Below are 23,666 nucleotides of genomic sequence, written 5' to 3'. Positions count from 1 at the left end.
CTCCGCACCCACCCCCTCCACCGCCCCCTTCCGCAGCGCGTCCCTCTCGCCTGGGTGGGTGAGGGGGAGGTGGGGGGGTGGGTGCGGGTGGGTGGGGGTGCGGGGGTGGGGGGTGGGTGCCTAGGGGTGGGGGAGATGGGTCTGCCAGCGGGTTTCGCCGTCCTGGGTGTGGGGGGTGGGGTGCAGGCCGAGGGTGCGGGCGATGTGGGCGGAGGCGTGGTGGGCGGGGTGGATGTGGGCGGTGGCGGTGGTGATGCCGGAGGCGGTGAGGTGGGTGAGGAGGGCGCGGGCGGCTTCGGTGGCCAGGCCGCGGCCCTGCCAGGGGGTGCCGACCACCCAGGCGAGTTCGGCTTCGGCGGCCGCGGGGTGGACGGTGGCCTGGACGTAGCCGGTCAGGGTGGCGTCGGCGCGCAGGCGCAGGACCCAGTTGGCCCAGACCTCGGCCGGGTCGGGGGAGCCGGCGGCGAGTCGGGCGCAGCGGGCGCGCTGTTCCTCGGAGGTGGCGGGGCGGCCGCCGGTGAAGGTGTGCAGGGCGGGGTCGGCGAGGGCGGTGGCGAGGTGGTCGGCGTGGTCGGGGGTGAGGGGGAGGAGGTCGAGGCGCTCGGTGTGCAGCGGGGTGATCAGCATGGCGGTATTGAAACGGGGCGGCGCGGCGGTGCTTGGTAGTGGGTGGGGGCTCGGGTCGAATGGGTGGTTCGAGTCGGGTTCGGAGGAGGCTGTGGTGCGATACCTGGTCAGGGAGAAGCTGTTCGCGGTCGGCGACGACTACTGGATCGAGGACGACCGGGGGCACAAGGCCTACCTGGTGGACGGCAAGGTGCTGCGGCTGCGGCACACCTTCGAGCTGAAGGACGCCCACGGGCGGGTGGTCGTGGTGGTGAAGGAGAAGATGCTCACCGTCCGCGACGCGATGAGGATCGAGGACGCCGACGGCGAGGTGGTGGCGACCGTACGGGAGAAGCTGTTCACCCCGTTCCGGGACAAGTACCTGGTGGAGCTGGCCGGCGGTGGTGAGCTGCGGATCCACGGCGACCTGATCGACAAGGACTACCGGATCGAGAACCACCACGGGGACCAGCTCGCCCGGATCTCCCGCAAGTGGTTCCGGGTCCGCGACACCTACGGGGTGGAGGTCGCGGACGGGGCGGACACCGGGCTGCTGCTCGCGATCGCGGCCTGCGTGGACCACCTGGCGGAGGAGGAGCACTGAGGCATCGGTGTCACCGGTTCAGGACGTGGCTCCGGCCCCAGGCGCCCAGCGGGGCCAGGGCCGCGTTCAGGTGCCGCCCCGCTTCGGTCAGCGCGTACTCGACCCGGGGCGGCACCTCCTGGTGGGCCTCCCGGTGCACGATGCCGTCCGCCTCCAGCTCGCGCAGGTGGGCGGCCAGCACCTTCTCGGTGATGCCCGGCACCAGCCGGCGCAGTTCGCCGAAGCGGCAGTGCGGGCGCTCGCCGAGGGCCCACAGGATCAGCACCTTCCACTTGCCGCCGATCACGTCCATCGCGGCGTCGATTCCGCAGACGTGCGCCCCCGGCCTCGGCACGGTCGCCATGCCCCACCCCTTCCGACCTCGTCGCTCACCCCAGGGTAACCACCCACTCCGAAGTGCGTACTTGATCGGGGGTGGGGGTTGATCGAGGCTGATCGGCATGGCACAGAAGGCAGTTGAGAATCAGTCGAAGTTCCCCGTCGCGCTGCTCGGCCTCGGGGCGATGGGCACCGCACTGGCCCGCGCCTGGCTCGCCGCCGGGCACCCGCTCACCGTCTGGAACCGCACCGGCGCCCGCGCCGAACCGCTGGCCGCCGAGGGCGCCGAGGTGGCGGCCACCGCGGCCGAGGCCGTCGCCGCCGGGCGGCTGGTGGTGGTCTGCCTGCTCGACGACGAGTCGGTCGAACAGGCTCTGGGCGTGGTGGAACTGGCGGGGAAGGACGTGGTGAACCTGGTCACCGGCACCCCCGGGCAGGCGCGGGCCCGCGCGGCCTGGGCCGAGGCGCGCGGGGCCCGCTACCTGGACGGCGGGATCATGGCGGTGCCGCCGATGATCGGGGTTCCGGGGGCCGGGGCGTACGTCTTCTACAGCGGCTCGGGGGAGTTGTTCGAGGAGCACCGGGAGGTGCTGGGCGTCCCGGCTGGGGCCCGGTACGTCGGTGCGGACGCCGGGCACGCCGCACTGCACGACGTGGCGCTGCTCAGCGCGATGTACGGGATGTTCGCCGGGATCGCCCACGCGTTCGCGCTGGTGCGCGGCTCGGGGGTGGCGCCGGGCGAGCTGGCTCCGCTGCTGGGGAGTTGGCTCACCGCGATGGCCGGGTCGGTGGCCGGGACGGCGGAGCGGTTGGAGAGCGGGGACTACACCACCAGGGTGGCCTCCAACCTGGAGATGCAGGTCGCGGGGAAGGGCACGCTGCTGCGCACCGCCGAGGAACAGGGCGTGAGCGCCGAACTGCTGTCCCCGTACTTCCGGTTGATGGAGCACCGGCTGGCGCTCGGCAGTGGCGCCGAGGACCTCAGCGGCGTGGTCGACCTGCTGCGGCGGTGAGGGCCTGCCGGTAACGTACCGGCATGGCTGACCTTGAAGAACGCGCCAATGTCGTCGCGTCCGGCCCACCGTGGAGCGGGGTGGGGGTGGGCGTCCGTCGGCGCCGTGCCGCCGACCTCGCCGACTGTGTACGGGCCCTGGACGACGTCCACGCCACCGACGGCTACCCCGCCGAGTGGCCCGAGCGGCCGGCCGCCTGGCTCACCCCGGACGGCCTGCTGGCCGCCTGGGTCGCCGAGGCGGACGGCCGGATCGCCGGCCACGTCGGGCTGGTCCGCAGCGGACCCGGGGACATGGCCCCCGGACTGTGGAGCCTGCGCACCGGCGGCAGACCGGAACTCACCGCCGTGATCGGCCGGTTGTACGTGGCCCCGGCCGCCCGCGGCCGGGACGCCGGCGCCCGGCTGCTGGCCCACGCCGTGGTGCACGCCCGGACGCTCGGGCTGCACCCGGTGCTCGACGTGCTCGCCACCGACACCGCCGCCCTGGCCCTCTACCGCCGCCTCGGCTGGACCCTGCTCGGCAGCGGCGAACAGTGCTGGGCCTCCGGCCGTACGGTCCTGGTCCACTGCTTCGCCGCGCCGAGGGCGTGAGTTCGGTGCCGGACCCTGGGGCGTGTCTTCGAACTCCCGCCTGCGGGACGGCGACACGCCCGAGGCCTCAGGCGGCCGGGCGGTCGGGGGTGGGGCGGCGGCGGAGGGCGGGGGTGGTGAGGGACGGGGGCTGCCAGGCGCCGTCGGCCTGGTAGAGGTCGGTGCCGGGCGGGACGATGGCGTCGATCCGGTCCAGGGTGGCGTCGTCCAGGACCAGGTCGGCGGCCTTGAGGGCGGACTCGAGCTGGTCCAGGGTGCGGGGGCCGATGATCACCGAGGTGACGGCGGGGTGGGCCAGCGGGAAGGCGGTGGCCAGTTCGGGCAGGGTGCGGCCGAGGCCGTCGGCGAGCTCGGTGAAGGCCTCGACCGCGTCCAGCTTGGCGGCCGTGGTGGGCAGCGCCGGGTCGAAGCGGCCCGGGTTGATGGCGGGGCGGCCGGTGCTGAGGTCGACCGGGCGGCCCTTGCGGTAGCGGCCGGTGAGGAAGCCGCCGGCCAGCGGGCCCCAGGTCAGGGCGCCCATGCCGAGCCGCTGCACGACCGGCAGGACGTCCCGTTCGATGCCGCGGGCGAGCAGCGAGTAGGGCGGCTGTTCGGTGCGGAAGCGGGGCAGGGCACGGCGCTCGGCGACGTGGTGGGCGTCCACGATCTGCTCGGCGGGGAAGGTCGAGCAGCCGAAGGAGAGGATCTTGCCGGCCCGGACGAGGTCGCCCAGGGCGGCGAGGGTCTCCTCGATGTCGGTGGTGTGGTCCGGCCGGTGGATCTGGTAGAGGTCGATCCGGTCGGTGCGCAGCCGGCGCAGGCTCTCCTCGACCTCGCGGACGATCCAGCGCCGGGAGTTGCCGCCGCGGCCCCGGCCCTCGCCCATCGGGAAGTGCGCCTTGGTGGCCAGCACGATGTCGTCCCGGTCGCCGCGGGCGGCCAGGGTCTTGCCGACGATCTCCTCGGACTCGCCGGCCGAGTAGACGTCGGCGGTGTCGACGAAGTTGATGCCCCGGTCGAGCGCGGTGTTGATGATCCGGGCGCAGTCGTCGTGGTCGGGGTTGCCGATGGCGCCGAACATCATCGTGCCGAGGCAGTAGGCGCTGACCTCGATGCCGGTGCCGCCGAGGGCGCGGTAGCGCATGGGGGGTCCTTTGGTCGGTGAGTCGGTGGGTCGGGGGAGATGCTAGGAGTTGGAGTGCGCTCCAGGGCAAGGAGTTCCGGGGACCCCCTGGCGGGGGAACGGGATGGCCACCCCGGCAGCTTCGCGGGGACCAGCGGCGAGCAGATGTACGCCGCCTGCGTGCACAACGGCACCGCTACCTGTCGCTGTGCTCGCTCGGGGTGGTCGGCATCCGGCAGGGCGAACCGGCCACGCCCGGGCAGGTGTTGCAGGTGGCCTGGGTCGGGGCCGGGGCCTTCGCCGGGTACGGGGTGGCGCGGGTGGTGGCCGCCCGCCCGTACTGGCGGTGGACCGGGAGCGGGACGGAAGGTGTTTGCTGAGATGGCAACAAGGCTTGCCGGAATCGGGTGGTCGGTCGCAGCCTGGCGGTGGAGGTGAGCGACGATGAGCGAGAAGAGTACGGCGGAGCGCTACGACGCGGTCGTGGTCGGAGCCGGTGCGGCGGGACTGAACGCCGCCCTGGTGCTCGGCACCTCCCCGGCGGCGGTCGACCAGGCGCTGCTGCTGCGGCAGTGGTCGGCCGACGTGGTGCTGCTCGCCCACACCCTGGAGCCGACCGTCACCGAGCGGGAGCGGCTCGCGGCGCGCGGCGTACGGGTGGTCGACCGGGAGGCGGCGTTCGTCGTCCCGCGGCCGGTGCCCCGGGACGCGTTGCTCGTCGGCCTGGGCTGCGCCCGGGACGACGACGGCTGGGTCACCACGGACCGGACCGGCCGCACCAGCGGGCCCGGCGTCTGGGCGGTCGGCAACGTCGCCGACCCGCGCGCCCGGGTGGTCGTCGCCGCCGGGACGGGCGCGGCCGCCGCCTTCGCCCTCGATCACGACCTGCTGGACGAGGAGATCGGCCGCGCGTCCGGCCGGGCGCCGGCCGTCTGAGCGGGCAGGCTGCCATCGACCCGGCACCATCCACCACCGATCCACCATCTGAGAGGGGACACCATGTCCGCACACCAGCAGCACCAGCACCAGCAGCCCGGCCACGGCCACGGCCACAGTCATGGGCAGGTGCCCGCCGCCGACCTCGACTGGGACGCCCTCGCGGCGCACCTGGAGCAGGAGGCCGAACTGCGCGCCGAGGCCGTCACCGGGGCCGGGCACTGGCTGGCCGGGCTCGCCGGTGACGGCGGGGTGCGCCGGGTGCTCGACGTCGGAGCCGGGCCCGGGGTGATCGCCGGGCTGCTCGCGGACGTCTTCCCGGCGGCCGAGGTGGTCGCCGTCGACCAGTCGGCCGCCCTGCTGGAGCGCGCCCGGACCCGTTCCGGCGGCCGGCTCGGCACCCAACAGGCCGAGCTGCCAGCCGAGTTCGACAAGCTCGGCGAGGCCGACCTGATCTGGTCCGGCAACGCCATCCACCACCTCGGCGACCAGCAGGCCGCACTCACCGCCCTGGCCGGCCGGCTGCGCCCCGGAGGGCTGCTCGCCGTCGCCGAGAGCGGACTGCCGCCGCGCTTCCTGCCCCGCGACTTCGGCCTCGGCCGACCCGGCTTCCAGGCCCGGCTGGACGCCGCCCACGAGGACGGCTTCGCCACCATGCGGGCCGAACTCCCGGGCGCCACCGAGGAGATCGAGGACTGGCCGGCCATGCTGCGGCGGGCCGGGCTGACCCCCAGCGGCACCCGCACCTTCCTGGTCGACCGCCCGGCCCCGCTGGACCCCCCGGTCCGTGCGTACCTGCGCACCCAGCTCGCCCGGCGGTACGACCAGCTCGCCGAGGTGCTCGACCCGGAGGACCGCGCCACCCTGGCGGCACTGATCGACGAGGACGCCCCGACCGGGATCCTGCACCGGCCGGACGCCTTCTACCTGTCCGCGATGACCGTCCACACCGCCCGCAGGGGGTGAGGGACTCCGGCCCCGCCCGCCCGGGCGCCCGGCGGGAGACGCCCTAGGCTCGGGGGATGGCAGCGAACGAGCAGGGTTTCGTCGTGGTGACCACCACCCACGAGAGCGAGCAGCAGGCCCGGGGCCTGGCCGCCGCCGTGGTGCGGGAGCGGCTGGCGGCCTGCGCCCAGGTGTACCCGGTGCGGTCGGTGTACTGGTGGGACGGCGAGGTGCAGGACGCCGAGGAGTGGCGGATCGACCTCAAGACCCGGGCCGAACTCGCCGGCCGGCTGGCCGGGTTCGTCGCCGCGCGGCACCCGTACGAGACGCCCGAGGTGATCGCCGTGCCGGTGGTGTCCGGCAGCCCCGGCTACCTGCGCTGGGTGGCCGGGGAGACGGCGTCCTAGTCGGTCAGGGGGCGACCTGGAGGAAGGCCAGCACCGCCAGTACCCGGCGGTGGTCCTCCTCGGAGGGCGGCAGGTCGAGCTTGAGGAAGATGTTCGCGGTGTGCTTCTTCACCGCCCGCTCGGTGATCACCATCCGCTCGGCGATCGCCCCGTTCGAGCGGCCCTCCGCCATCAGCTCCAGGACCTCGCGCTCACGGGGCGTCAGGCGCGCCAGCGGCTTGGTGCGTTCGGTGTTGCTGACCAGCATCGCGATCACCTGGGGGTCGAGCGCGGTGCCGCCCGAGGCCACCCGGTGGACGGTGGCGACGAACTCGTCGGGGTCGAAGACCCGGTCCTTCAGCAGGTAGCCGATCGCTCCGCTGCCGTCGGCGAGCAACTCCTTGGCGTAGAGCTGCTCCACGTACTGGGAAAGCACGAGCACCGGCAGACCCGGGATCTGCCGGCGCGCTTCCAGAGCCGCCTGCAGGCCCTCGTCGGTGAACGTCGGGGGGAGTCGTACGTCGACGACTGCCACGTCCGGCCGTTCGGTGAGGAGGGCCTGCAGGAGGTCCGGTCCGGTGTCCACCGCGGCCACGACCTCGAAGTCGTAGGCCTGCAGCATCCGGATCAGACCGTCCCTCAGGAGGAAGAGGTCCTCCGCGAGTACAACTCGCACGGCAGCTCCATGGTCAGGGTCGTGGGGCCGCCGAGCGGGCTGCGGACGGCCAGGACTCCGTCGAAGGTAGCAAGTCGGCGCTCCAGGCCGCGCAGGCCGGTGCCGCGGGAGGGGTCGGCGCCGCCGGTGCCGTCGTCCGTGATCTGGGCCTTCAGGGTGCCGTTCTCGTACCAGAGTTGGACGTCCACGTGGGTGGCGCCGGAGTGCTTGGCGGCGTTGGTGAGGGCCTCGGAGACGGCGAAGTAGATGGCGGACTCGACCGGGGCCTCGGGGCGGCCGGGCAGTTCGGCGGAGACGGTCACGTTCAGCGGGCTGTCCATGCCCAGGGCCCGGACGGCGTCGGCCAGTCCGCGGTCGGCGAGCACCGGCGGGTGGATGCCGCGGACCAGGTCGCGCAGCTCGTTGAGGGCGGAGGCGGAGGCCTGGCGGGTCTCGGCGAGCAGCTGCTTGGCGGCCTCCGGGTCACGCTCGACCAGCCGCTCGGCGACGCCCAGGTTCATGCCCATGGCGACCAGTCGGGCCTGGGCGCCGTCGTGGAGGTCCCGCTCGATCCGGCGCAGCTCGGCGGCCTGGGTGGTCAGCGCGTCGCGGCGGGTCTCGGTGAGGTGGGCGACCTTGCGCTCGGCGGCCAGCGCCTCGGCCCGGGCGGTCGGGCCGAGCAGCGCCTTGGCGAGGGCGGTGTGGCCGCGCAGGGCGGCGGGGGCGAGCGCCAGGCCGGCCAGCATCACCGGGACGCCGAACAGGGCGGCGGTGCCGGCCGCGGCCGAGTCGGTGACGTGGAACCAGAGGTACCAGGTGTTGCCGCCGTTGTCGGCGATCGACTGCCAGACCTGGGGCAGCACCAGGCCGAAGACGCCGTAGGCGACCACCGCGAGCGGGAGCAGCGCCACCGTGAAGCCGATCACCGGGTCGACCAGCAGCCAGAGCAGGTCGCGCCAGGTGGCCTGGTCCGACAGCATCGCCTGGCAGCGCTTCCAGGCCCCCTTGAAGCCCGCACCGCCCTCCGGCAGCGGCTGGTAGGGGTCGCGGATCTCCACTCCGGACCAGCGGGCGGCCAGCCGGCGCCGCAGCCCGGCCAGGCCGCGGACCGCCAGGATCGTGGGCGGCACCAGCAGGGCGCCGACGCCGAGGCCCAGCAGGGAGGCGGCGACCGAGGCGGCGGTCAGCAGCGCCAGCTGCGGCACCGCGAAGGCGGCCAGGGCCGGGCCGCGGAAGAGCGACGCGACGGCGTTGCGCAGCGCGCCGAGCGGGTTCCGTCGGCCGGCGCGGCCGCTCGTGGTGTCGGTGTTCTGCACGTTGCTCACAACTCCCGTGGTGATGCTGCTGGTCATGACCGCTCGGCCCCTTCCGTGACGGCCTCGCGGCCGGTATCCCTACCCGTTGCGTCGCTTGCTGACGACAACAAGACTGCCGTCCGGCGCCGCTCCGATCACTGGGCCCTGGACCCCTGTTGGTGGTACCTGGGTACACCCCCCGATCGACGCCCAGAGGCCATGTCCCGGTGGTGCTCCCCGACCTAGTGTTGGGGGTGTCGGGAGGCAACCCGCCGCAGGGCGCCGGAGCTTCCACAAGCCACTTGTACCGAACGGGAGTTCACCATGAGCGTGCGACGTGAAGAGGGTAACCGGCCGCTGGTCCGGCGGGGTTGGGTGCGACTGGTCCTGGTGCTCGCGGCGATCGGCCTGTTCCTGTACGGGCTCACGCCGGACCGCGCCCACGCCGCCACCACGACGGCGGCCAGCGGGAGTTCGGCGGCGGCGGGCGGATCGACGGCACCACCCGACCCCGGGTCGGTGAAGCGGTTGTTCGACGAGATCGTGCCGAAACTGCTCGCCGAGCACAAGATCCCCGGCGCGGCGGTCGGCGTGGTGGCCGGCGGGCAGCAGGTCTTCGCCGGCGGTTACGGGGTCTCCGACGTGCCGAACCGCAAGGCCGTCGACCCGGCCCGGACCGCGTTCTTCATGGGCTCCGACGCCAAGGTGTTCACCGCCGTGGCCGTCCTCCAGCAGGTCCGGGCCGGGAAGTTGGACGTCCACGCGGACGTCAACACCTACCTGACCGGCTTCAAGATCAAGGACAGCTACCCGGGGCACCCGGTCACCGTGGAGAACCTGCTCACCCACACCGGTGGCTTCGACGACACCTTCATGGGGCTGGCCGAGGCCGCCCCGCAGCGCGTCGGCGGCCTGGGGGCGGCGCTGGCAGCCCACCAGCCGGACCGGGTCCGGGCGCCCGGGGTGACCGCCGCGTACGACAACTACGGTGTGGCGCTGGCCGGTTACCTGGTCGAGGTGGTATCCGGACAGCCGTTCGACCAGTACGTCGCCGAGCACGTCCTGCAGCCGCTCGGCATGGACCACACCACCTTCGCCCAGCCGCACCCGGCCGGCATCGACGCCGACCTCGCCCACGGCTACCGGCCGGACGGCGACGGCCAGACCGAGACCAAGGGGCTCTACGGCCCGCTCACCCCGACCGGCGCGGCCGCCGTCACCACCGTCACCGACATGGGGCGGCTGATGCTCGCCCAGCTCCAGGGGGGCTCGGTGGACGGCCGCTCGATCCTCGACCGGGAGGGCGACGCCCTGCTGCTCGCCCGGCACTTCGGGCCCGACCAGCGGATCCCCGGCATGGCCTACCTGCTCGAACAGCGCAACCGGAACGGTCAGCAGCTGCTGGTCAAGGACGGCGACGTGCCCGGCTTCCACAGCAACCTGGCGCTGCTGCCGGCGCGGGGCGTCGGGCTGTACGTGACCGTCAACGGGGACGGCGAGGACGCCACCGGCGGGTGGATGACCCAGCAGGTGCTGAACGCCTTCGTGGACCGCTTCTACCCGGCCTCCCCCTCCGCCGCCGCGCCGGCCGCGATCGGCGGGGACCTCGGGAAGTTCACCGGGGACTACCGGTCGACCCGGGTCAGCCAGTCCAATCTGACCAAGGCGGCGGCGCTGATGGGCTCCGTCCACATCGCCGCCCGGGACGGCAAGCTGATCGTGACCGGGCCGGTCAGCCGGGACCCGCAGGTCGACGAGACCCAGTGGGAGCAGGTGCAGCCGGGCCTCTTCCAGCAGGTCGGCGGCTCGGCGCAGCTCGCCTTCGAGCTGAACGGAGACGGGGACGTCGTCTCGATGGTCACGGACAGCGACCCGACCATCGCCTACCAGCCGCTGGCCTGGTACCAGGCCCCCGAGCTGCACCAGCGGATCGCGATCGGGAGCCTGGCGCTGCTGGGGCTCACCGTGATCGGCTGGCTGGTGGCCGCGGTGGTGCGGGCCGTGCGGGGCAAGGGGCGGGCCGGGCAGCCGGTGGTGCGGCTGCTGGGGTGGGTGACCGGCGCGGTGCTGGTCGTCGCCACCGGGTGCTTCGCGCTCCTCACCTCGGACTCCAACGCGCTCAACCAGACGCTCTTCCTGGGGGATTCGCCGCTGCTGAAGGTGGTGCCGGCGATGTACGCGGGGGCGGCGGTGCTCACCCTGCTGATGGTGGTCTGCGCGGTGGTCGCCTGGCGGCGCGGCTGGTGGGGGGTGTTCGGTCGGCTGCACTACACCGGGGTGACGCTGGCGGCGCTGCTGTTCGTGGTGCTGGCGGGCGGCTACGACCTGGTCGGGACGGGGCCCTGGGCGGGGACGCTGGACCTGATCGGGTGAGAGCGGGGTGGGGGTGCGGGAGGGCCCGGGGCCGGGGAGGCTCCGGGCCTCGCGGCTTCTCCGGGGGTGCGGCGCCGTCGGCGGCCGGGTCGGCGGTGTCGGCGGGCCGGCCCGCTACTCGGGCCGGCCGGGCACGGGCGGACGGGGGGTGAAGTCGTGCTTCGTCGCCCGGAGTTCGCGGGTCGTCGCCCGGAGGTCCCGGGGCTGGACGCTGACCAGCCAGACCAGCCAGCCGACGAATAGGACGGCGAGGAGGAGGGCGGACAATCCGGCGACGAGAAGGGCATTCACCGGGGTGCGGAAAAGCGCCGGGGAAGGTGGGGGCGATGGGGAAGGCGGAGAGGCGGGGGAAGGGGCATGGCTGTCTCCGGTCGGTGATGTCGAGCGCCCTGACCATGCATCTGGTGTGTATTTTACGGATGATTGGCGACTGTTTAGGGAGCAACAAGTCAGTGAGTGACACGGATGACCCTAGAGTCAGGGTGCCAGAGTTGCTACCGAGGGACTGGACGTTCACTCCATCGTGGGGTATCCCCCAATTCGCTAGCTAGGGCCCGGTGTGCACGGCACACTTCACCGGAAGCATCGACCGTAGCCGCGATCCGGAGAAGAGAGTCATGCCACCCCGCTTGTCGCCGACCGTGCGCCAGCAGCGCCTGGGGATCGAGTTGCGCAGGATGCGCGAACGCGTGGGCGTGACGCCCAAGAGCCTGGCCGCCACGATCGGCACCGACCTGCCCAAGATCTCCCAGATGGAGAACGGGAAGTCGGGCATCAGCGCCGAGCGGCTGCGGCTCTGGGCGCGCACCTGCGGCTGCCCGGACGGGCCGTACCTGGACGCCCTGCTCGCCATGACGCAGGACCGCCGGAAGTACTGGTGGGACGGCTACCGGGGGCGGATGCCCAGCGGGATCGTCGACATCGCGGAAATGGAGCACCACGCGGCCTCGCTGTCCATCCTGAACAGCACCTTCATCCCCGGGCTGCTGCAGACCCCGGACTACGCGGCCGCGGTGTTCGAGCGGCTCCCCGCGCAGCACCGGCAGGAGGCGGAGGTCCGGAAGGCATTCCGGATTCGGCGCCAGCAGATCTTCGTGGACCGTCCGAAGCCGTACAGCGCAATCCTGCACGAATCCGCGCTGCGCATGCAGTTCGGCGGCCCGGAAGTGCTGCGCTGCCAGCTGTTGGGCCTGCTGGAGAATTCCGAGCGCCCCGGAGTGGAGATCCGGGTGATCCCGTTCAGCGTCCCCACCTACACCGGGTCCGGGGAGAGCCTGTATCTCGCCCGGGGGCCCGTCCCGGAGCTGGACACCGTCCAGATCGACCTCTCCCACGGGCCGAAGTTCGTGCACTCCGAAGCGGAATTGGCCTCCTATCGGCGGATCAAGGAGAAGACCGCGGCGATCGCGCTCGGGACGGCGGAGTCCCGGGACTTCATCCTGGCCTTACTGAAAGATTTCGCATGAACGTTTGGCGCAAGGCGTCGGCCAGCGGTGAGAGCACCGACTGCGTCGAGGTCAGAGCGAGGGGCGGCCTGGTGGAGATCCGCGAGTCGGACCGGCCCGACGTGGTCGTGCGGACGACGCCGCGCAAGTGGGCGGCCTTCGTCCGCGGGGTGAAGGCGGGGGAGTTCGACCGGTACGCCGATCCCGCCCGGCCGTGAACCCGGCCGTGAATCCGGCTGTGGATCCAGCCGTGGATCCAGCCGTGGATCCAGCTGTGAACCTGGCCGTGAACCCGGCCGCCCGGGCCGGGCGGCGGAGCGGTCCGCCGGGTCGGCGGCGGTAGGCTTGGCAGCCCACAGTGGACCCCTGCGCCTGGCACAGCACTCCGGGTGGGGTGCGCGTGCGGGAGAAATCGGAGCATCCGAGGATGGCTCGGCACCTGATCACCAGCGCCCTTCCGTACATCAACGGGATCAAGCACCTGGGCAACATGGTCGGGTCGATGCTCCCGGCGGACGTCTACTCCCGCTACCTGCGCCAACGCGGCCACGAGGTGCTGTACATCTGCGCCACCGACGAGCACGGCACGCCCGCCGAGCTGGCTGCCCAGGAGGCCGGACTGCCGGTCGCCGAGTTCTGCGCCCGGGCGCACGAAGCGCAGAAGGCGGTGTACGACGGCTTCGGGCTGTCCTTCGACCACTTCGGCCGCAGCTCCTCGCCGCAGAACCGGGAGATCACCCAGGAGATCGCCCGCGAGCTGCAGCGCAACGGCTTCATCGAGGAGCGCGCCGTCCGCCAGGTGTACTCCAACACCGACGGCCGCTTCCTGCCGGACCGCTACATCGTCGGTACCTGCCCGCACTGCGGCTACGACAAGGCGCGCGGCGACCAGTGCGAGAACTGCACCCGGGTGCTGGACCCGACCGACCTGCTGGAGCCGCGCTCGGCGATCAGCGGCAGCTCCGACCTGGAGGTCCGGGAGACCAGGCACCTGTTCCTGCTCCAGTCGAAGCTGACCGAGGAGGTCGAGGCCTGGATCGCCGAGCACGGCGACGACTGGCCGGTGCTGGCCTCCTCGATCGCCCGCAAGTGGCTGACCGAGGGCCTCCAGGACCGCTCGATCACCCGCGACCTGGAGTGGGGCGTCCCGGTGCCGGCCGACGTCTGGCCCGAACTGGCCGCCGAGGGCAAGGTGTTCTACGTCTGGTTCGACGCCCCGATCGAGTACATCGGCGCCACCAAGGAGTGGGCGGACGCCGCCCGAGCCGGGCAGCCGCGGGACTGGAAGTCCTGGTGGTACGAGGCCGACGAGGCCGTCCGCTACACCGAGTTCATGGCCAAGGACAACGTCCCGTTCCACACCGTGATGTTCCCGGCGACGATCCTCGGCTCGCGCCGCCCGTGGAAGAAGGTCGACTACGTCAAGGCCTTCAACTGGCTGACGTACTACGGCGGGAAGTTCTCCACCAGCCAGAAGCGCGGCATCTTCACCGACGTCGCGCTGGAGCTGCTGCCGGCCGACTACTGGCGCTACTTCCTGATGGCCCACGCCCCCGAGTCGGACGACTCCAGCTTCACCTGGGACCTCTTCGCCTCGGTGGTGAACAAGGACCTCGCCGACACCCTCGGCAACTTCGTCAACCGGGTGCTCACGTTCAGCCGCAAGCGCTTCGGCGACGACGTCCCGGCCGGGGCCGCGGCGGGCGAGGCCGAGGCGCGGCTCGGCGAGCAGATCGCCGGCCTGCTGGCCGAGTACGAGGCCCAGCTGGACGCGCTCAACTTCCGCAAGGCCGCCCAGGCGCTGCGCGCGCTGTGGAGCGCGGGCAACTCCTACCTGGACGAGACGGCGCCGTGGCGGCAGGTGAAGACCGACCCGGAGGCGGCGGCGCTGACCCTGCGGACCGCGATGAACCTGATCCACCTGTACGCGGTGGTGTCCGAGCCGTTCGTCCCGGCCGCGGCGGCGGCGATGCGCGGAGCCTTCGCGCTCCCCGCGGACGAGCGCCGATGGATCACCGGGGACGAGGCGCGGGCGCTGGACCTCGTCCCGGCCGGAACGCCGTTCACCGTGCCGCCGGTGCTGTTCGCGAAGATCACCGACGAGGACCTGGCGGCCTGGACCGCCCGGTTCGGCGGCGCCGACGCCTGAGACCGACCGGTCCGAGCCCGCTCGGTCCGAGTCTGCTCGATCCGAGTCCGGAACCCCACGAGGGCCCCGACCGTGGTGAACGGTCGGGGCCCTCGTCGGTGGTGACGGGCCCGCTGGGGGACGGGCCCGGTGTCAGCGGTCCCGGTGGGGCGGGTCCGCGCCGTGGCCTACCAACGGGTGGTCTCCGCGAAGAAGCCGGGGATCTCGGTGGCCTTGCCCGCGGCCACCGCCTCGTCGTGCACCAGCGCGCCGACCGCGAGGTCGAGCACGCCGAGGCCGAACGGCGAGAAGACCACCGGGCGGTCGGTGCCGACGGCGACCTCGCCCTCGATCACCTGGGCGAGCGTGCCGGTGACGAACTCCCGGTTGCCGTAGAGCTGTTCGGCCAGGTGCGGGGAGGTGTTCGCCTTCATGCAGTGCTCCACGTCGTCGAGCACGTTGTACGCGCCGCCGATGATCTCCGGGGCGAGGTCGCGCAGCGAGATGTTGAGCACCAGCTGGCCGGGGGCGAAGGTCTCCGGGTCGAGGATGTAGGGCTCGCCCGCGGTGGTCGCCAGCACCACCACGTCGGCGCCCTTGAGCGCCTCGCCCAGGTCCTCCACCACCCGCGCCGGGTAACCGAGTTCGGCGTCGGCGTGGTCCACGAGCGCCTGGGCGTACTCGGCCTTGCGGTCGTGCACCACCAGCTCGTCGATCGCCCACTGCTGGGCGCCGAAGAACTCCAGGATGTTGCGGGCGATGATGCCGGCGCCGACCACCGCGAGCCGGCCCGCCGTACGGCCGCCACCGAGCACCTCGGCGGCGAGCACGGCGGAGGCCGCGGTACGGGCCGCGCTGATCTGCGAGGCCTCCAGGACGGCGAACGGGTAGCCGGTCTCGTAGTCGTTCAGCAGCAGGGCGGCCGAGGCGCGCGGGAAGCCCCGCTCGATGTTGGCCGGGAAGCTGCTGATCCACTTGAGGCCGGCCAGGCCGACGCCGCCGCCGAGGTAGGCCGGGAGGGCGATGATCCGGGCGTCCGGCTTGGCCGGGAACCGCAGGAAGTAGCTGTCGGGGTTCACGGACTCGCCGGCGCCGTGGGTCAGGTAGGTCTCCCGGACCTCCTGGACGATCCGGGGCCTGGCTCCCGCGATGACCTCGCGGGCGGTGGTGCCGTCGATGACTCTGAACTCGAACACGGTGGTGGCTCCAGTGGTGAACGGAGGAGGAGGGGCGCTCGGTCAGCCGACGTAGGCGGTGCCGGCGGGCTCGTGGTGCCCGTTGGCGGCGGGCGCCCCGGCGGCGTGGGCGGCCCGGGTGGTGCGACCGCCGCCCAGCCAGCGCGGCAGGTACCAGTTGCCGTCGCCGAGCAGGGCCATCACCGCGGGCAGCAGCACCGCGCGGACCAGGGTGGCGTCCAGCAGGACCGCGACCGCCAGGCCGATGCCGAGCTGCTTGAAGTCCTGCATGCCCAGGGTGCCGAAGACCGCGAACACCGCGACCATGATCAGACCGGCGCTGGTGACCACCCCGGCGGTGTTGCGGATGCCGAGGCCGACCGCCTCCCGGCTGGACTTGCCGGAGAGGTAGGCCTCGCGGATCCGGGAGACCACGAACACGTGGTAGTCCATCGAGAGGCCGAACAGCACCACGAAGACGAACAGCGGCATCCAGGACTCGATCGCGCCCGGCGCCTTGGTGCCGACGATCGAGGCCCCCCAGCCGTGCTGGAACACCGCGGTCATCACGCCGTACGCGGCCGCCACCGAGAGCAGGTTGAGCAGGATCGAGGTGATCGAGATGGTCAGCGAGCGGAAGGAGAAGAGCATCAGCAGGAAGGTGACGCCCATGACGAAGGCGAACACCGGGACGATGCTCTTGTCCAGCTGGTCGTTGTAGTCGACCGAGAAGGCGAGGTCACCGGCGACCAGGGCGGTGGTGCCGGGGACGGACTTGAGGGTCTGCGGCACCAGCTGCCCGCGCAGCGCCGTCAGAGCCGCCTTGGAGGTCGCGTCGGTGCCGTTGCCCGCCAGCGGAACGCTGATCTGGGCGATGTTCTTGTCCTTCCAGTACCGCACGTCGATCTGGTTGCCGGTCTTGCCGGAGGCCAGCGCGGCCTGCTTGAAGTCCTCGATGCCCTTGGCGATCTGCGGCGACTCGATGTCGTCGGCCTTGACCACCACGGTGGCGGGCGAGGGCGAACCGGGGAACTCCCGGTCGATCTGCTGGGAGACCGAGACCAGCGGGTTGTCCGAGGGCAGCAGCTTGTCCATGCCGAGCTTCTCGGTCTTCATGCCGAGCGCCGGCAGGGCCAGCACCAGCAGCACGGCGGCGGCCAGCGCGGCGAAGATCCCCGGGCGGGCCAGCACACCGCGCAGCAGCGCGTTGGCGGGCTTGGGGCTGGCCGCGGCGGCCTGGCGGCGCTTGCTGATCCACGGGATCCGGCCGGAGGCGACCTTGTCGCCGAGCATCGACATCAGGGCCGGCAGGACGGTCATCGAGCCGACCACCGCGACGGCGACGACCTCGATGGTGGCCATCGCGAAGCCCTCGAAGACGGTCAGTCCGGAGAGGAACATGCCGGCCATCGCGACCATCACGGTGAGGCCGGAGACCATCACCGAGTGGCCCGAGGTGTGGGCGGCGATCCGCAGCGCGGTCGCCTTGTCCCGGCCTGCCGCCCGCTCCTCGCGCTCACGGCGCAGGTAGAACAGGCAGTAGTCGACGCCGACGGCGAGGCCCATCAGGAACATCACCGAGTTGGTCATGCCGTCCACCGGCACCGCCTGGCTGCTCAGCGCGAGCAGGCCCATGGCGCCGATGCAGGCGGTGACCGCCAGGGCGACCGGCAGCACGGCCGCCACGAAGGCGCCGAAGACCACCAGCAGGATGCCCAACGCGACCGGCAGTGCGGTGAGTTCGGCGCGGGTGAAGTCCTCGCCGAGGCTGTCGTTGATGCCCTTGAGGGCGGTCGCGCCACCGAACTCGCCGAGCGTCACCTGCGGGTGCGCCTTGGCGGTGTCCTGCACCGCGGTGATCACCGGGTCGATCCGGTCGGCCGCGGTGTCCGGGTCCCCGGTGACGGAGAACATGATCAGCGCGGAGTGCTTGTCGGCCGAGAAGGCCTGGGTGGTGTACGGGTCGCGCAGGTTCTCCGCGAGACCGGTCTTGCCGACCGCGTCGGCGGTGGCCTGGACGGCGCTGCGGAACTCCGGGGAGTCCGAGGTCAGGCCGTCGCTGTGGACCAGGATCAGCTCGTTGACCGGGTCGTTGATCCCGGCGTCCTTGAGGACCTGGGCGGCGCGGCCCGACTCCCCGGTCCCGTAGTCGGCCTGGGTCAGGCTCTTCTGGCCGGCCATGCCACCGAGCACGGTGACCAGGACGACCAGGATGATCCAGCCGAAGACGGCGGTCTTGCGGTGCTGGGCACTCCACTCGCCCAGCCGAGCCGCGAAATTCCTTTGACTTGCCATTACCTCTCCTGCGATCGGCGGCATGATCAAGCCGCGGTGGCGACAGTGGGTCGGGATGTGTCCTCACCGGCATGAGGGAGACCGGGGGAATACCCATGACCGTAGAGCCTCCCGAACGGCTGCGGAGCCCTTGGGAGTTGCAGCATCCTGCGGTGGCAAGCTGCTGCCAGCCGAGCCGGGCCGGAGCCCCTTACCGGGCCCGTTTCCCCGGTGCTACGGTCGGTCCCCGTTGAGGGACAACCATTCGAGCGGGCCACATTCGGGTGACGCCGGGCCAATGATTCGGGAAAGTCGGCAGGCCGCCGCACGCGGCCGACCGGTCGTCGAACACCTCGCTGCCCGACCGGGCCGACGCCCGCACGATTCCGAAGAATTTCGTGATCCCACGCCGGGAATTCGCTCCGGCGTCTGCTTTCCGAACGATCCACTGACCTCCGTGGAAGGGGGAATGAATGATGGACACCGCGATTCGGGCGACCGGACTCGGCAAGAGATACGGCGATCACCATGCGTTGAAGGGCGTGGACCTGGAGGTGGCGGCCGGCACCGTGCTCGGCCTGCTCGGCCCCAACGGCGCCGGCAAGACCACCACCGTCCGGCTGCTGGCCACCCTGCTGGAGCCGGACCAGGGCCGGGCCGAGGTGGCCGGCTACGACGTGGTCCGCCAGCAGCGCCAGGTGCGCCGGCGGATCGGCCTGGCCGGCCAGTACGCCGCCGTGGACGGGCTGCTCACCGGCCGCGAGAACCTCGAACTCCTGGGCCGGCTGCTGCACCTGGGCCGCAAGGGCGCCCGCGAGCGGGCGGCCGAGCTGCTCGCCCGGTTCGAGCTGGAGGACGCCGCCGAGAAGCCGGCCCAGACCTACTCCGGCGGCATGCGCCGCCGGCTGGACCTGGCGGCCGCGCTGATCGGCCGGCCCGAGGTGCTGTTCCTGGACGAGCCGACCACCGGGCTGGACCCGGCGAGCCGGCTGGTGCTCTGGGAGATGGTCCGCGAGCAGGTCGCCCAGGGGGTGACCGTGCTGCTCACCACCCAGTACCTGGAGGAGGCCGACTTCCTGGCCGATCGCATCCTGGTGATCGACACCGGCCAGGTGATCGCCGAGGGCACTCCGGACGAGCTCAAGCGCAAGGTCGGCGAGGAGTGGCTGGAGGTGGGCGTCGCCACCGACGCGGCCCTTCCGCAGGCCCTGGCCGTACTCGCCCCGGTGGCCGCCGCCCAGCCCGAGGTGGACCGCACCGGGCGCCGGATCACCGTCCAACTGGCCGACGGCATCGGTACGATCGCCGCCGCCGCGGTCGCCCTGGAGACGGCCGGCGTGCCGGTGACGGACTTCGCGCTGCGCCGCCCGTCGCTGGACGACGTGTTCTTCCACCTGACCGGGCGCGGTACCCAGGTGGGCCGGGCCCCCGAGCAGGCCGCCCCGCAGCCCGAGCGCGGCGATCAGGCCGGACAGCAGAACGAGGACGGACCGGACGGGCCGGACGGGCCGGAGCAGCGCGAACCGGTGGCCGTCGCCGCCGGACGGACGGGAGACCAGCAGTGAGTGACATCGGCGCCCCGGCCGGCCTCGGCACGGCCCTCGGAGACACCGCCGCGCTGATCGGCCGCCACCTGCGGCATCTGCGGCGCACCCCGGAGAAGATCATCGCGATCACCCTCACCCCGGTGACCATGGTGGTCGTGCTCGGCTACCTGTTCGCCACCGTGGTGACGGTGACCGGCTCGGGTGAGTACCACGACTACGTGATGGCCGGGGTGTTCGCCCAGGTCGGTCTGACCTGCGTCGGCGTGGCCGCGCTGGGCGTGGCCACCGACCTGCGCACCGGGCTGATCGACCGCTTCCGTTCGCTGCCGATGGGCCGCTCCGCCGTCCTGGTCAGTCACACCGCGGCCGACCTGCTGACCGCCGCGGCCGCCACCTTCGCGGTCACCCTGGCCGGCCTCGGGGTCGGCTGGCGGATCCACAAGGACGTCGGCTCGGCCGCGCTGGGCTTCGTCCTGGTGCTGGCCTTCGCCTACGCGATGCTCTGGCTGGGCGCGCTGGTCGGCATGCTGATGCGCAACGCCGAGGCGATCAACGGCATTTCGGCGCTGTTCCTGGTGGTGCTGTCGTTCCTGTCCAACTCGTTCATGCCGCTGTCCGGGCTGCCCGCCTGGCTGCGCGCGGTGGCCGAGTGGAACCCGGTCAGCCTGGTGGCCGCGGCCTGCCGGGAGCTGTGGGGCAACGCCCCGACGGTGGTCGGCGGCAGCCTGCCGGACCGGCATCCGGTGCTGCTCGCGGTGATCGTGGTGGCGGCCATGCTGGCGGTGTTGATCCCGGTGAACCTGAGGGTCTACCGCACCGCGGTGACGCGTTGACGCTCCACCGGGCAGGCCGGTTCGGGCGGGGCGGTACCCGTCCCGTCCGGACCGGCCGTTGGCGTGGGCGCGCGGGGGTCTCAGTCGACCTCGCGCGCCGCCGCGCCGCCCTGCAGCAGACCGCGCTCGCCGGCGATCACCCCGGCCTGGAAGCGGCTCCGGCCGCCGAGCCAGGCCATCAGCTCCGCCGTGATCCGGCGCGAAGTGCGCACCGAGACGCCGAGCTTGCGGGCCACCACCTCGTCGGTGTGGCCCTGGGCGAGCAGGCTGAGCACCGCCATCGCCTGCGGGTTCAGGCCGTCGGCCCCCTTGGTCGAGGCCGTCCCGTACGGGGCGGCGTTCTCCCAGACGTACTCGAACAGCGCGCAGAGCGCGGAGACCAGTCCGGGACCGGACAGCACCAGGGCCCCCACGCTGGTGTCGTCCGGATCGGTGGGGACGACGGCCACCTTGCGGTCGAAGACCACCAGGCGCATCGGGAGCGACGGGGCTATCCGCACCCGGGCGCCCCGCTCGGTGAGCCAGTCCAGGTGGGAGATGGTGCCGCCGTCGTTGGCGGCGCTCTCCAGGTAGATGCTGCGCATCTGCACGCCGCGGTCGAAGACCTCCTGGTCGGCGGTCTGGCCGGCTCGGCGGGCGGCGGGGGACTGTCCGCCGCCGGTCGCGAAGCCCATGATCTCGCTGGTGCAGGAGTGCGAGAGCTCCTCCAGCCGCAGCCGGATCTGGTCGACGCCCTCCAACTGCTCCACGCCCAGCCCGCGTTCACCCTTGCGGTTCTCCGCGTACTGGGCGACGAGCTTGGCGGCCTCCAGCCGGCTCTGCGCGATCTGGCGCTGCCGCTCGGCGAGTTCGGCCTCCTGGCGGCCGATCAGCATGGCCAGGCTGACCTCCGGGTTCACCAGGAGCAGGTGCCCGGGATCCAGCTCGGAGTGCCTGATCAGGGTGAGCCGGGCCAGCCCGTCCAGGGCGTCCCGGACGCGTTGTTCGGGCCAGTCGAGGTCCTGCGCCACTCCCGCGATGCCGAGCTCCGGACGCGTCAGCACCGTCCGGTACACGGCCTCGGCGTCGGGATCCAGTCCTAACACTGACAGCACCGCCTGCCCCCCCGATATCTCGAACCTGATGACGCCACGTCATTGCCGGATCTCGGGGGCATGCTACGACACCCTGCCCACAGCCACCCGCCGTTTCGGGTTCAGGCCCTTTCCTGCGGACTTCGAGCGGGTCCACCCACGAGAGGATTTGACATGTATATCACTGTCGGACGTCTGGTTCGGGGTATGGTCGGGCCGGAACAGGTCACGCCCGACAAACTCGTCGAACTGCTCCGTAAGGCCGCCGAACCGGCCGACGGACTGGAGCACGTTTACGTCGAGATCGATCCCCTGGGGGCGGATCTCGTCTTCTTTCTCGGCCCACCTAAATCCGGAAACCTGGATTCCGCTGCGAACCGGATCGCCAGCCGCTGCCTGCGCGATGCACCTGAACTGCGCGGATGGCGGCTGGCGGCCGAATTCAGCGACGACAGGCTGCCGTTGTTGGAGGAGTGACCCCGGGGTCGGCCGCTGTGCAGGGTGCTGCCAGGGCAGGACCCTGACAGTGGAGAACTGTGGCACGGAACGTGTGTGCGAGACAGACTTGGTCATGCCGAAGGGGGCCGGAACCCCCTTCCGGGGGGATTCGAGAGCCGGGCCCGCGCGATCATTCACCGCGGGAATTTGAACCAGGCACAGCACTCATCCGTTATGGCCTGTCTCGCCGCCGCCGATTTAACGGCCCGCGGCACCATTGTCACCGGGGGTTCATCATGAGCAGCATCACCGTTGTCGCCGCCCGCACCGCCGCCGTCCTCGGCCTGCTGGTCGCCGGCGTCGCCCTCACCGCGCCGGTCGCCGGCGCCGCCACCACGGCGACCGCCCCGGCCGCCAAGGGCGCCGGTTCGGTGCACGGCGACGACATCATCTGGGACGGTCCGGTCGCCCAGGGCACCCCGGCTCGCATGACGACCGGTTCGGTGCACGGCGACGACATCATCTGGGACGGTCCGGTCGCCAAGGTCGCCGCTTCCGCGCACGCCGACGACATCATCTGGGACTGACCTCCCACCACTCGACGCGAAGGGGGCCGGAAGCCCCTTCCCGCGATTCGGGATTCCGGGTTCGCCCAGCGATTCAGCGCGGGAGCCGAGCCCGGCCGAGCGCTCATCCGTTCCAGTCGTTCCGCCGCCGCCGATTCCACGGCCCGCGGCTCCATCGTCTCCGGGGATCCATCATGAGCAGCAGCACCGTTGTCGCCGCCCGCACCGCCGCCGTCCCGGCCGCCACGGGCACCGTTTCCGTGCAGGGCGACGACATCATCTGGGACTGACGTCCCGTCACTCACTCCACTGCGAAGGGGGACGGGCGATGCCCATCATCAGAACGCCGCAGGAGTTCAACGAGGACGAACTCTTCGTCGACCTGCGGGCGATGTTCGACTACCCGCTGTACCTCAAGTGCGAGGGCTTCAACTTCGCGGGCTCCGTGAAGCTCAAGGCGGCCCTCAGCATGGTCGACGCCGCCGAGCGGGACGGACGGCTGAACCGCGACTCCATCCTGGTGGAGTCCTCCTCGGGGAACCTCGGGATGGCGCTGAGCATGATCGCCTCCGTCCGGGGCTACCAGTTCATCTGCGTCGTCGACCCACGTACCAATCTGTCCACCCGTCAGCTCATCGAAACGCTCGGCGGCAAGGTGCACATGATCACCGAGCCCTCGCCGGAGACCGGGTTCCTGGGCGCCCGGCTCGACTACGTCCGTGAGCTGTGCGCCTCCTCGCCCCGCTACGTCTGGCTGAACCAGCACGCCAACCCGGACAACTGGCGGGCCCACTACCGCACCACGGCTCCGGCGATCCTAAGTCAATTCCCGGACCTGGAGCTGCTGTTCATTGGCGCCGGCACCACCGGCACGCTGATGGGCTGCGCCCGCTACTTCAGGGAGCACCGGCCGTCCACCCGGATCGTCGCGGTGGACAGCGTCGGCTCCGTCACCTTCGGCGGTGAGTCCGGGCCGCGGATGCTCCCCGGGCTCGGCGCCGGCGTCCGGCCGGCCCTGCTGGACGAGAACTTCGTCGACGACGTGGTGCACGTGCCCGAGATCGACACCGTCCGCACCTGTCACCGGCTCGCCCGCGGCGGCTTCCTGTTCGGCGGTTCCACCGGCACGGTGGTCAGCGGAGCGGCGGCCTGGCTGGCGGAGCACCGGGCCGGCCGGGACGACGTCGTCGCCGTCGCCGTGTCGCCCGACCTGGGTGACCGCTACCTCGACACCATTTACCAGAGCGCGTGGGTGCGCGACATCTACGGCGCCGACGCACTGGATGCGATCGAACGCCTGGCGCCGCCCAACGCCATTGCCACGGGGGTAAGATGACGATGCGTCACGTCGCGCGTCCTTT

Annotated in this window: 24 protein-coding genes; 15 read left to right on the top strand and 9 right to left on the bottom strand. The window is 72.1% G+C overall.

The features are described from left to right. Positions 1 to 120 precede the first annotated feature (120 nt). Positions 121 to 627 (bottom strand): GNAT family N-acetyltransferase, encoded by a 507-nt coding sequence (locus ACFWIS_RS31030; RefSeq protein WP_380459252.1) that lies wholly within the window; start codon positions 625 to 627, stop codon positions 121 to 123. 94 nt (positions 628 to 721) lie between these two features. Between ACFWIS_RS31030 and ACFWIS_RS31025 the strand changes: the two genes are divergently transcribed. Then, positions 722 to 1,210 carry an LURP-one-related/scramblase family protein gene (locus tag ACFWIS_RS31025; protein WP_380459255.1) on the top strand — a complete coding sequence of 163 codons (489 nt, stop codon included), beginning with the start codon at positions 722 to 724 and terminating at the stop codon, positions 1,208 to 1,210. Between the two features lie 10 nt (positions 1,211 to 1,220). Here the strand turns inward: ACFWIS_RS31025 and ACFWIS_RS31020 are convergent, their stop codons facing one another. Then, positions 1,221 to 1,553, bottom strand: coding sequence for a winged helix-turn-helix transcriptional regulator (locus ACFWIS_RS31020; RefSeq protein WP_380459258.1), 333 nt, complete (start codon positions 1,551 to 1,553; stop codon positions 1,221 to 1,223). Positions 1,554 to 1,650: 97 nt separating this feature from the next. Between ACFWIS_RS31020 and ACFWIS_RS31015 the strand changes: the two genes are divergently transcribed. After that, a complete protein-coding gene (locus tag ACFWIS_RS31015; protein WP_380459261.1) occupies positions 1,651 to 2,541 on the top strand; it encodes an NAD(P)-dependent oxidoreductase in 891 nt (296 codons plus the stop codon). A gap of 23 nt (positions 2,542 to 2,564) precedes the next feature. Continuing rightward, the gene (locus ACFWIS_RS31010; protein ID WP_380459264.1) at positions 2,565 to 3,134 is read left to right on the top strand and encodes a GNAT family N-acetyltransferase; all 570 of its coding nucleotides are present in this window, start codon (positions 2,565 to 2,567) and stop codon (positions 3,132 to 3,134) included. A gap of 67 nt (positions 3,135 to 3,201) precedes the next feature. On the opposite strand, the gene ACFWIS_RS31005 is transcribed toward ACFWIS_RS31010, so the two are convergent. Then, positions 3,202 to 4,257 (bottom strand): aldo/keto reductase, encoded by a 1,056-nt coding sequence (locus ACFWIS_RS31005; protein WP_380459266.1) that lies wholly within the window; start codon positions 4,255 to 4,257, stop codon positions 3,202 to 3,204. Between the two features lie 423 nt (positions 4,258 to 4,680). Here ACFWIS_RS31005 and ACFWIS_RS31000 point away from each other — a divergent pair, with 423 nt between their 5' ends. The 3 genes from ACFWIS_RS31000 (at position 4,681) to cutA (ending at position 6,524) form a co-directional block, all read left to right on the top strand. Then, complete coding sequence (locus ACFWIS_RS31000) at positions 4,681 to 5,172, top strand: hypothetical protein (RefSeq protein ID WP_380459269.1); 492 nt, start codon at positions 4,681 to 4,683, stop codon at positions 5,170 to 5,172. A gap of 63 nt (positions 5,173 to 5,235) precedes the next feature. Further along, the gene (locus tag ACFWIS_RS30995) at positions 5,236 to 6,138 is read left to right on the top strand and encodes a class I SAM-dependent methyltransferase (RefSeq protein ID WP_380459271.1); all 903 of its coding nucleotides are present in this window, start codon (positions 5,236 to 5,238) and stop codon (positions 6,136 to 6,138) included. Positions 6,139 to 6,194: 56 nt separating this feature from the next. After that, a complete protein-coding gene (gene cutA, locus ACFWIS_RS30990) occupies positions 6,195 to 6,524 on the top strand; it encodes a divalent-cation tolerance protein CutA (protein ID WP_380459274.1) in 330 nt (109 codons plus the stop codon). Between the two features lie 4 nt (positions 6,525 to 6,528). Here cutA and ACFWIS_RS30985 read toward each other — a convergent pair whose 3' ends face one another. Then, entirely contained in the window at positions 6,529 to 7,179 is a 651-nt protein-coding gene (locus ACFWIS_RS30985; protein ID WP_380459276.1) for a LuxR C-terminal-related transcriptional regulator, read from the bottom strand. Beyond that, positions 7,143 to 8,510, bottom strand: coding sequence for a sensor histidine kinase (locus ACFWIS_RS30980; protein WP_380459279.1), 1,368 nt, complete (start codon positions 8,508 to 8,510; stop codon positions 7,143 to 7,145). Before ACFWIS_RS30980 ends, ACFWIS_RS30985 begins: the two co-directional genes overlap by 37 nt. A 267-nt stretch (positions 8,511 to 8,777) precedes the next feature. Between ACFWIS_RS30980 and ACFWIS_RS30975 the strand changes: the two genes are divergently transcribed. Beyond that, positions 8,778 to 10,826, top strand: a complete 2,049-nt coding sequence (locus ACFWIS_RS30975) for a serine hydrolase domain-containing protein (RefSeq protein ID WP_380459281.1) — start codon at positions 8,778 to 8,780, stop codon at positions 10,824 to 10,826. A gap of 114 nt (positions 10,827 to 10,940) precedes the next feature. On the opposite strand, the gene ACFWIS_RS30970 is transcribed toward ACFWIS_RS30975, so the two are convergent. Further along, the gene (locus ACFWIS_RS30970) at positions 10,941 to 11,093 is read right to left on the bottom strand and encodes a hypothetical protein (RefSeq protein WP_380459284.1); all 153 of its coding nucleotides are present in this window, start codon (positions 11,091 to 11,093) and stop codon (positions 10,941 to 10,943) included. A gap of 350 nt (positions 11,094 to 11,443) precedes the next feature. Between ACFWIS_RS30970 and ACFWIS_RS30965 the strand changes: the two genes are divergently transcribed. The 3 genes from ACFWIS_RS30965 (at position 11,444) to metG (ending at position 14,420) form a co-directional block, all read left to right on the top strand. Continuing rightward, complete coding sequence (locus ACFWIS_RS30965) at positions 11,444 to 12,292, top strand: helix-turn-helix domain-containing protein (protein ID WP_380459285.1); 849 nt, start codon at positions 11,444 to 11,446, stop codon at positions 12,290 to 12,292. Next, complete coding sequence (locus ACFWIS_RS30960) at positions 12,289 to 12,489, top strand: DUF397 domain-containing protein (protein ID WP_380459286.1); 201 nt, start codon at positions 12,289 to 12,291, stop codon at positions 12,487 to 12,489. Before ACFWIS_RS30965 ends, ACFWIS_RS30960 begins: the two co-directional genes overlap by 4 nt. A 209-nt stretch (positions 12,490 to 12,698) precedes the next feature. Then, a complete protein-coding gene (gene metG, locus ACFWIS_RS30955; protein ID WP_380459288.1) occupies positions 12,699 to 14,420 on the top strand; it encodes a methionine--tRNA ligase in 1,722 nt (573 codons plus the stop codon). Positions 14,421 to 14,587: 167 nt separating this feature from the next. Here the strand turns inward: metG and sbnB are convergent, their stop codons facing one another. Next, positions 14,588 to 15,595 (bottom strand): 2,3-diaminopropionate biosynthesis protein SbnB, encoded by a 1,008-nt coding sequence (gene sbnB / locus ACFWIS_RS30950; RefSeq protein ID WP_380459291.1) that lies wholly within the window; start codon positions 15,593 to 15,595, stop codon positions 14,588 to 14,590. 42 nt (positions 15,596 to 15,637) lie between these two features. Then, on the bottom strand, positions 15,638 to 17,869 hold the full coding sequence (locus ACFWIS_RS30945; protein WP_380459293.1) for an MMPL family transporter: 2,232 nt from the start codon (positions 17,867 to 17,869) through the stop codon (positions 15,638 to 15,640). A 455-nt stretch (positions 17,870 to 18,324) separates the two neighbouring features. Here ACFWIS_RS30945 and ACFWIS_RS30940 point away from each other — a divergent pair, with 455 nt between their 5' ends. Then, a complete protein-coding gene (locus tag ACFWIS_RS30940) occupies positions 18,325 to 19,413 on the top strand; it encodes an ATP-binding cassette domain-containing protein (protein WP_380459296.1) in 1,089 nt (362 codons plus the stop codon). Beyond that, positions 19,410 to 20,228 (top strand): ABC transporter permease, encoded by an 819-nt coding sequence (locus tag ACFWIS_RS30935; RefSeq protein ID WP_380459299.1) that lies wholly within the window; start codon positions 19,410 to 19,412, stop codon positions 20,226 to 20,228. Before ACFWIS_RS30940 ends, ACFWIS_RS30935 begins: the two co-directional genes overlap by 4 nt. Positions 20,229 to 20,308: 80 nt before the next feature. Here ACFWIS_RS30935 and ACFWIS_RS30930 read toward each other — a convergent pair whose 3' ends face one another. Next, positions 20,309 to 21,322 (bottom strand): LuxR family transcriptional regulator, encoded by a 1,014-nt coding sequence (locus tag ACFWIS_RS30930; protein ID WP_380459302.1) that lies wholly within the window; start codon positions 21,320 to 21,322, stop codon positions 20,309 to 20,311. 153 nt (positions 21,323 to 21,475) lie between these two features. Here ACFWIS_RS30930 and ACFWIS_RS30925 point away from each other — a divergent pair, with 153 nt between their 5' ends. The 3 genes from ACFWIS_RS30925 (at position 21,476) to sbnA (ending at position 23,641) form a co-directional block, all read left to right on the top strand. Beyond that, on the top strand, positions 21,476 to 21,778 hold the full coding sequence (locus ACFWIS_RS30925) for a hypothetical protein (RefSeq protein ID WP_380459304.1): 303 nt from the start codon (positions 21,476 to 21,478) through the stop codon (positions 21,776 to 21,778). A 257-nt stretch (positions 21,779 to 22,035) separates the two neighbouring features. After that, positions 22,036 to 22,326, top strand: a complete 291-nt coding sequence (locus ACFWIS_RS30920; protein ID WP_380459307.1) for a hypothetical protein — start codon at positions 22,036 to 22,038, stop codon at positions 22,324 to 22,326. Positions 22,327 to 22,633: 307 nt separating this feature from the next. Beyond that, entirely contained in the window at positions 22,634 to 23,641 is a 1,008-nt protein-coding gene (sbnA, locus tag ACFWIS_RS30915; protein WP_380459309.1) for a 2,3-diaminopropionate biosynthesis protein SbnA, read from the top strand. Positions 23,642 to 23,666 lie beyond the last annotated feature (25 nt).

Source organism: Kitasatospora sp. NPDC127060 (assembly GCF_042724935.1).
Taxonomy (GTDB): Bacteria; Actinomycetota; Actinomycetes; order Streptomycetales; family Streptomycetaceae; genus Kitasatospora.
This window is presented reverse-complemented; position numbering and strand designations above follow the sequence as displayed.

What these genes read in the sequence shown, in the direction of transcription:
- ACFWIS_RS31010 (WP_380459264.1), top strand. Translation starts at nt 2,565, where the DNA reads ATGGCTGACCTTGAAGAACGCGCCAATGTCGTCGCGTCCGGCCCACCG.
- ACFWIS_RS30995 (WP_380459271.1), top strand. Translation starts at nt 5,236, where the DNA reads ATGTCCGCACACCAGCAGCACCAGCACCAGCAGCCCGGCCACGGCCAC.
- ACFWIS_RS30945 (WP_380459293.1), bottom strand. Translation starts at nt 17,869, where the DNA reads ATGGCAAGTCAAAGGAATTTCGCGGCTCGGCTGGGCGAGTGGAGTGCC.
- cutA (WP_380459274.1), top strand. Translation starts at nt 6,195, where the DNA reads ATGGCAGCGAACGAGCAGGGTTTCGTCGTGGTGACCACCACCCACGAG.
- ACFWIS_RS30960 (WP_380459286.1), top strand. Translation starts at nt 12,289, where the DNA reads ATGAACGTTTGGCGCAAGGCGTCGGCCAGCGGTGAGAGCACCGACTGC.
- metG (WP_380459288.1), top strand. Translation starts at nt 12,699, where the DNA reads ATGGCTCGGCACCTGATCACCAGCGCCCTTCCGTACATCAACGGGATC.
- ACFWIS_RS31020 (WP_380459258.1), bottom strand. Translation starts at nt 1,553, where the DNA reads ATGGCGACCGTGCCGAGGCCGGGGGCGCACGTCTGCGGAATCGACGCC.
- ACFWIS_RS30975 (WP_380459281.1), top strand. Translation starts at nt 8,778, where the DNA reads ATGAGCGTGCGACGTGAAGAGGGTAACCGGCCGCTGGTCCGGCGGGGT.
- ACFWIS_RS31000 (WP_380459269.1), top strand. Translation starts at nt 4,681, where the DNA reads ATGAGCGAGAAGAGTACGGCGGAGCGCTACGACGCGGTCGTGGTCGGA.
- ACFWIS_RS30940 (WP_380459296.1), top strand. Translation starts at nt 18,325, where the DNA reads ATGGACACCGCGATTCGGGCGACCGGACTCGGCAAGAGATACGGCGAT.
- ACFWIS_RS30965 (WP_380459285.1), top strand. Translation starts at nt 11,444, where the DNA reads ATGCCACCCCGCTTGTCGCCGACCGTGCGCCAGCAGCGCCTGGGGATC.
- ACFWIS_RS31015 (WP_380459261.1), top strand. Translation starts at nt 1,651, where the DNA reads ATGGCACAGAAGGCAGTTGAGAATCAGTCGAAGTTCCCCGTCGCGCTG.
- ACFWIS_RS30980 (WP_380459279.1), bottom strand. Translation starts at nt 8,510, where the DNA reads ATGACCAGCAGCATCACCACGGGAGTTGTGAGCAACGTGCAGAACACC.
- ACFWIS_RS30925 (WP_380459304.1), top strand. Translation starts at nt 21,476, where the DNA reads ATGTATATCACTGTCGGACGTCTGGTTCGGGGTATGGTCGGGCCGGAA.
- sbnA (WP_380459309.1), top strand. Translation starts at nt 22,634, where the DNA reads ATGCCCATCATCAGAACGCCGCAGGAGTTCAACGAGGACGAACTCTTC.
- ACFWIS_RS30920 (WP_380459307.1), top strand. Translation starts at nt 22,036, where the DNA reads ATGAGCAGCATCACCGTTGTCGCCGCCCGCACCGCCGCCGTCCTCGGC.
- ACFWIS_RS31005 (WP_380459266.1), bottom strand. Translation starts at nt 4,257, where the DNA reads ATGCGCTACCGCGCCCTCGGCGGCACCGGCATCGAGGTCAGCGCCTAC.
- ACFWIS_RS31030 (WP_380459252.1), bottom strand. Translation starts at nt 627, where the DNA reads ATGCTGATCACCCCGCTGCACACCGAGCGCCTCGACCTCCTCCCCCTC.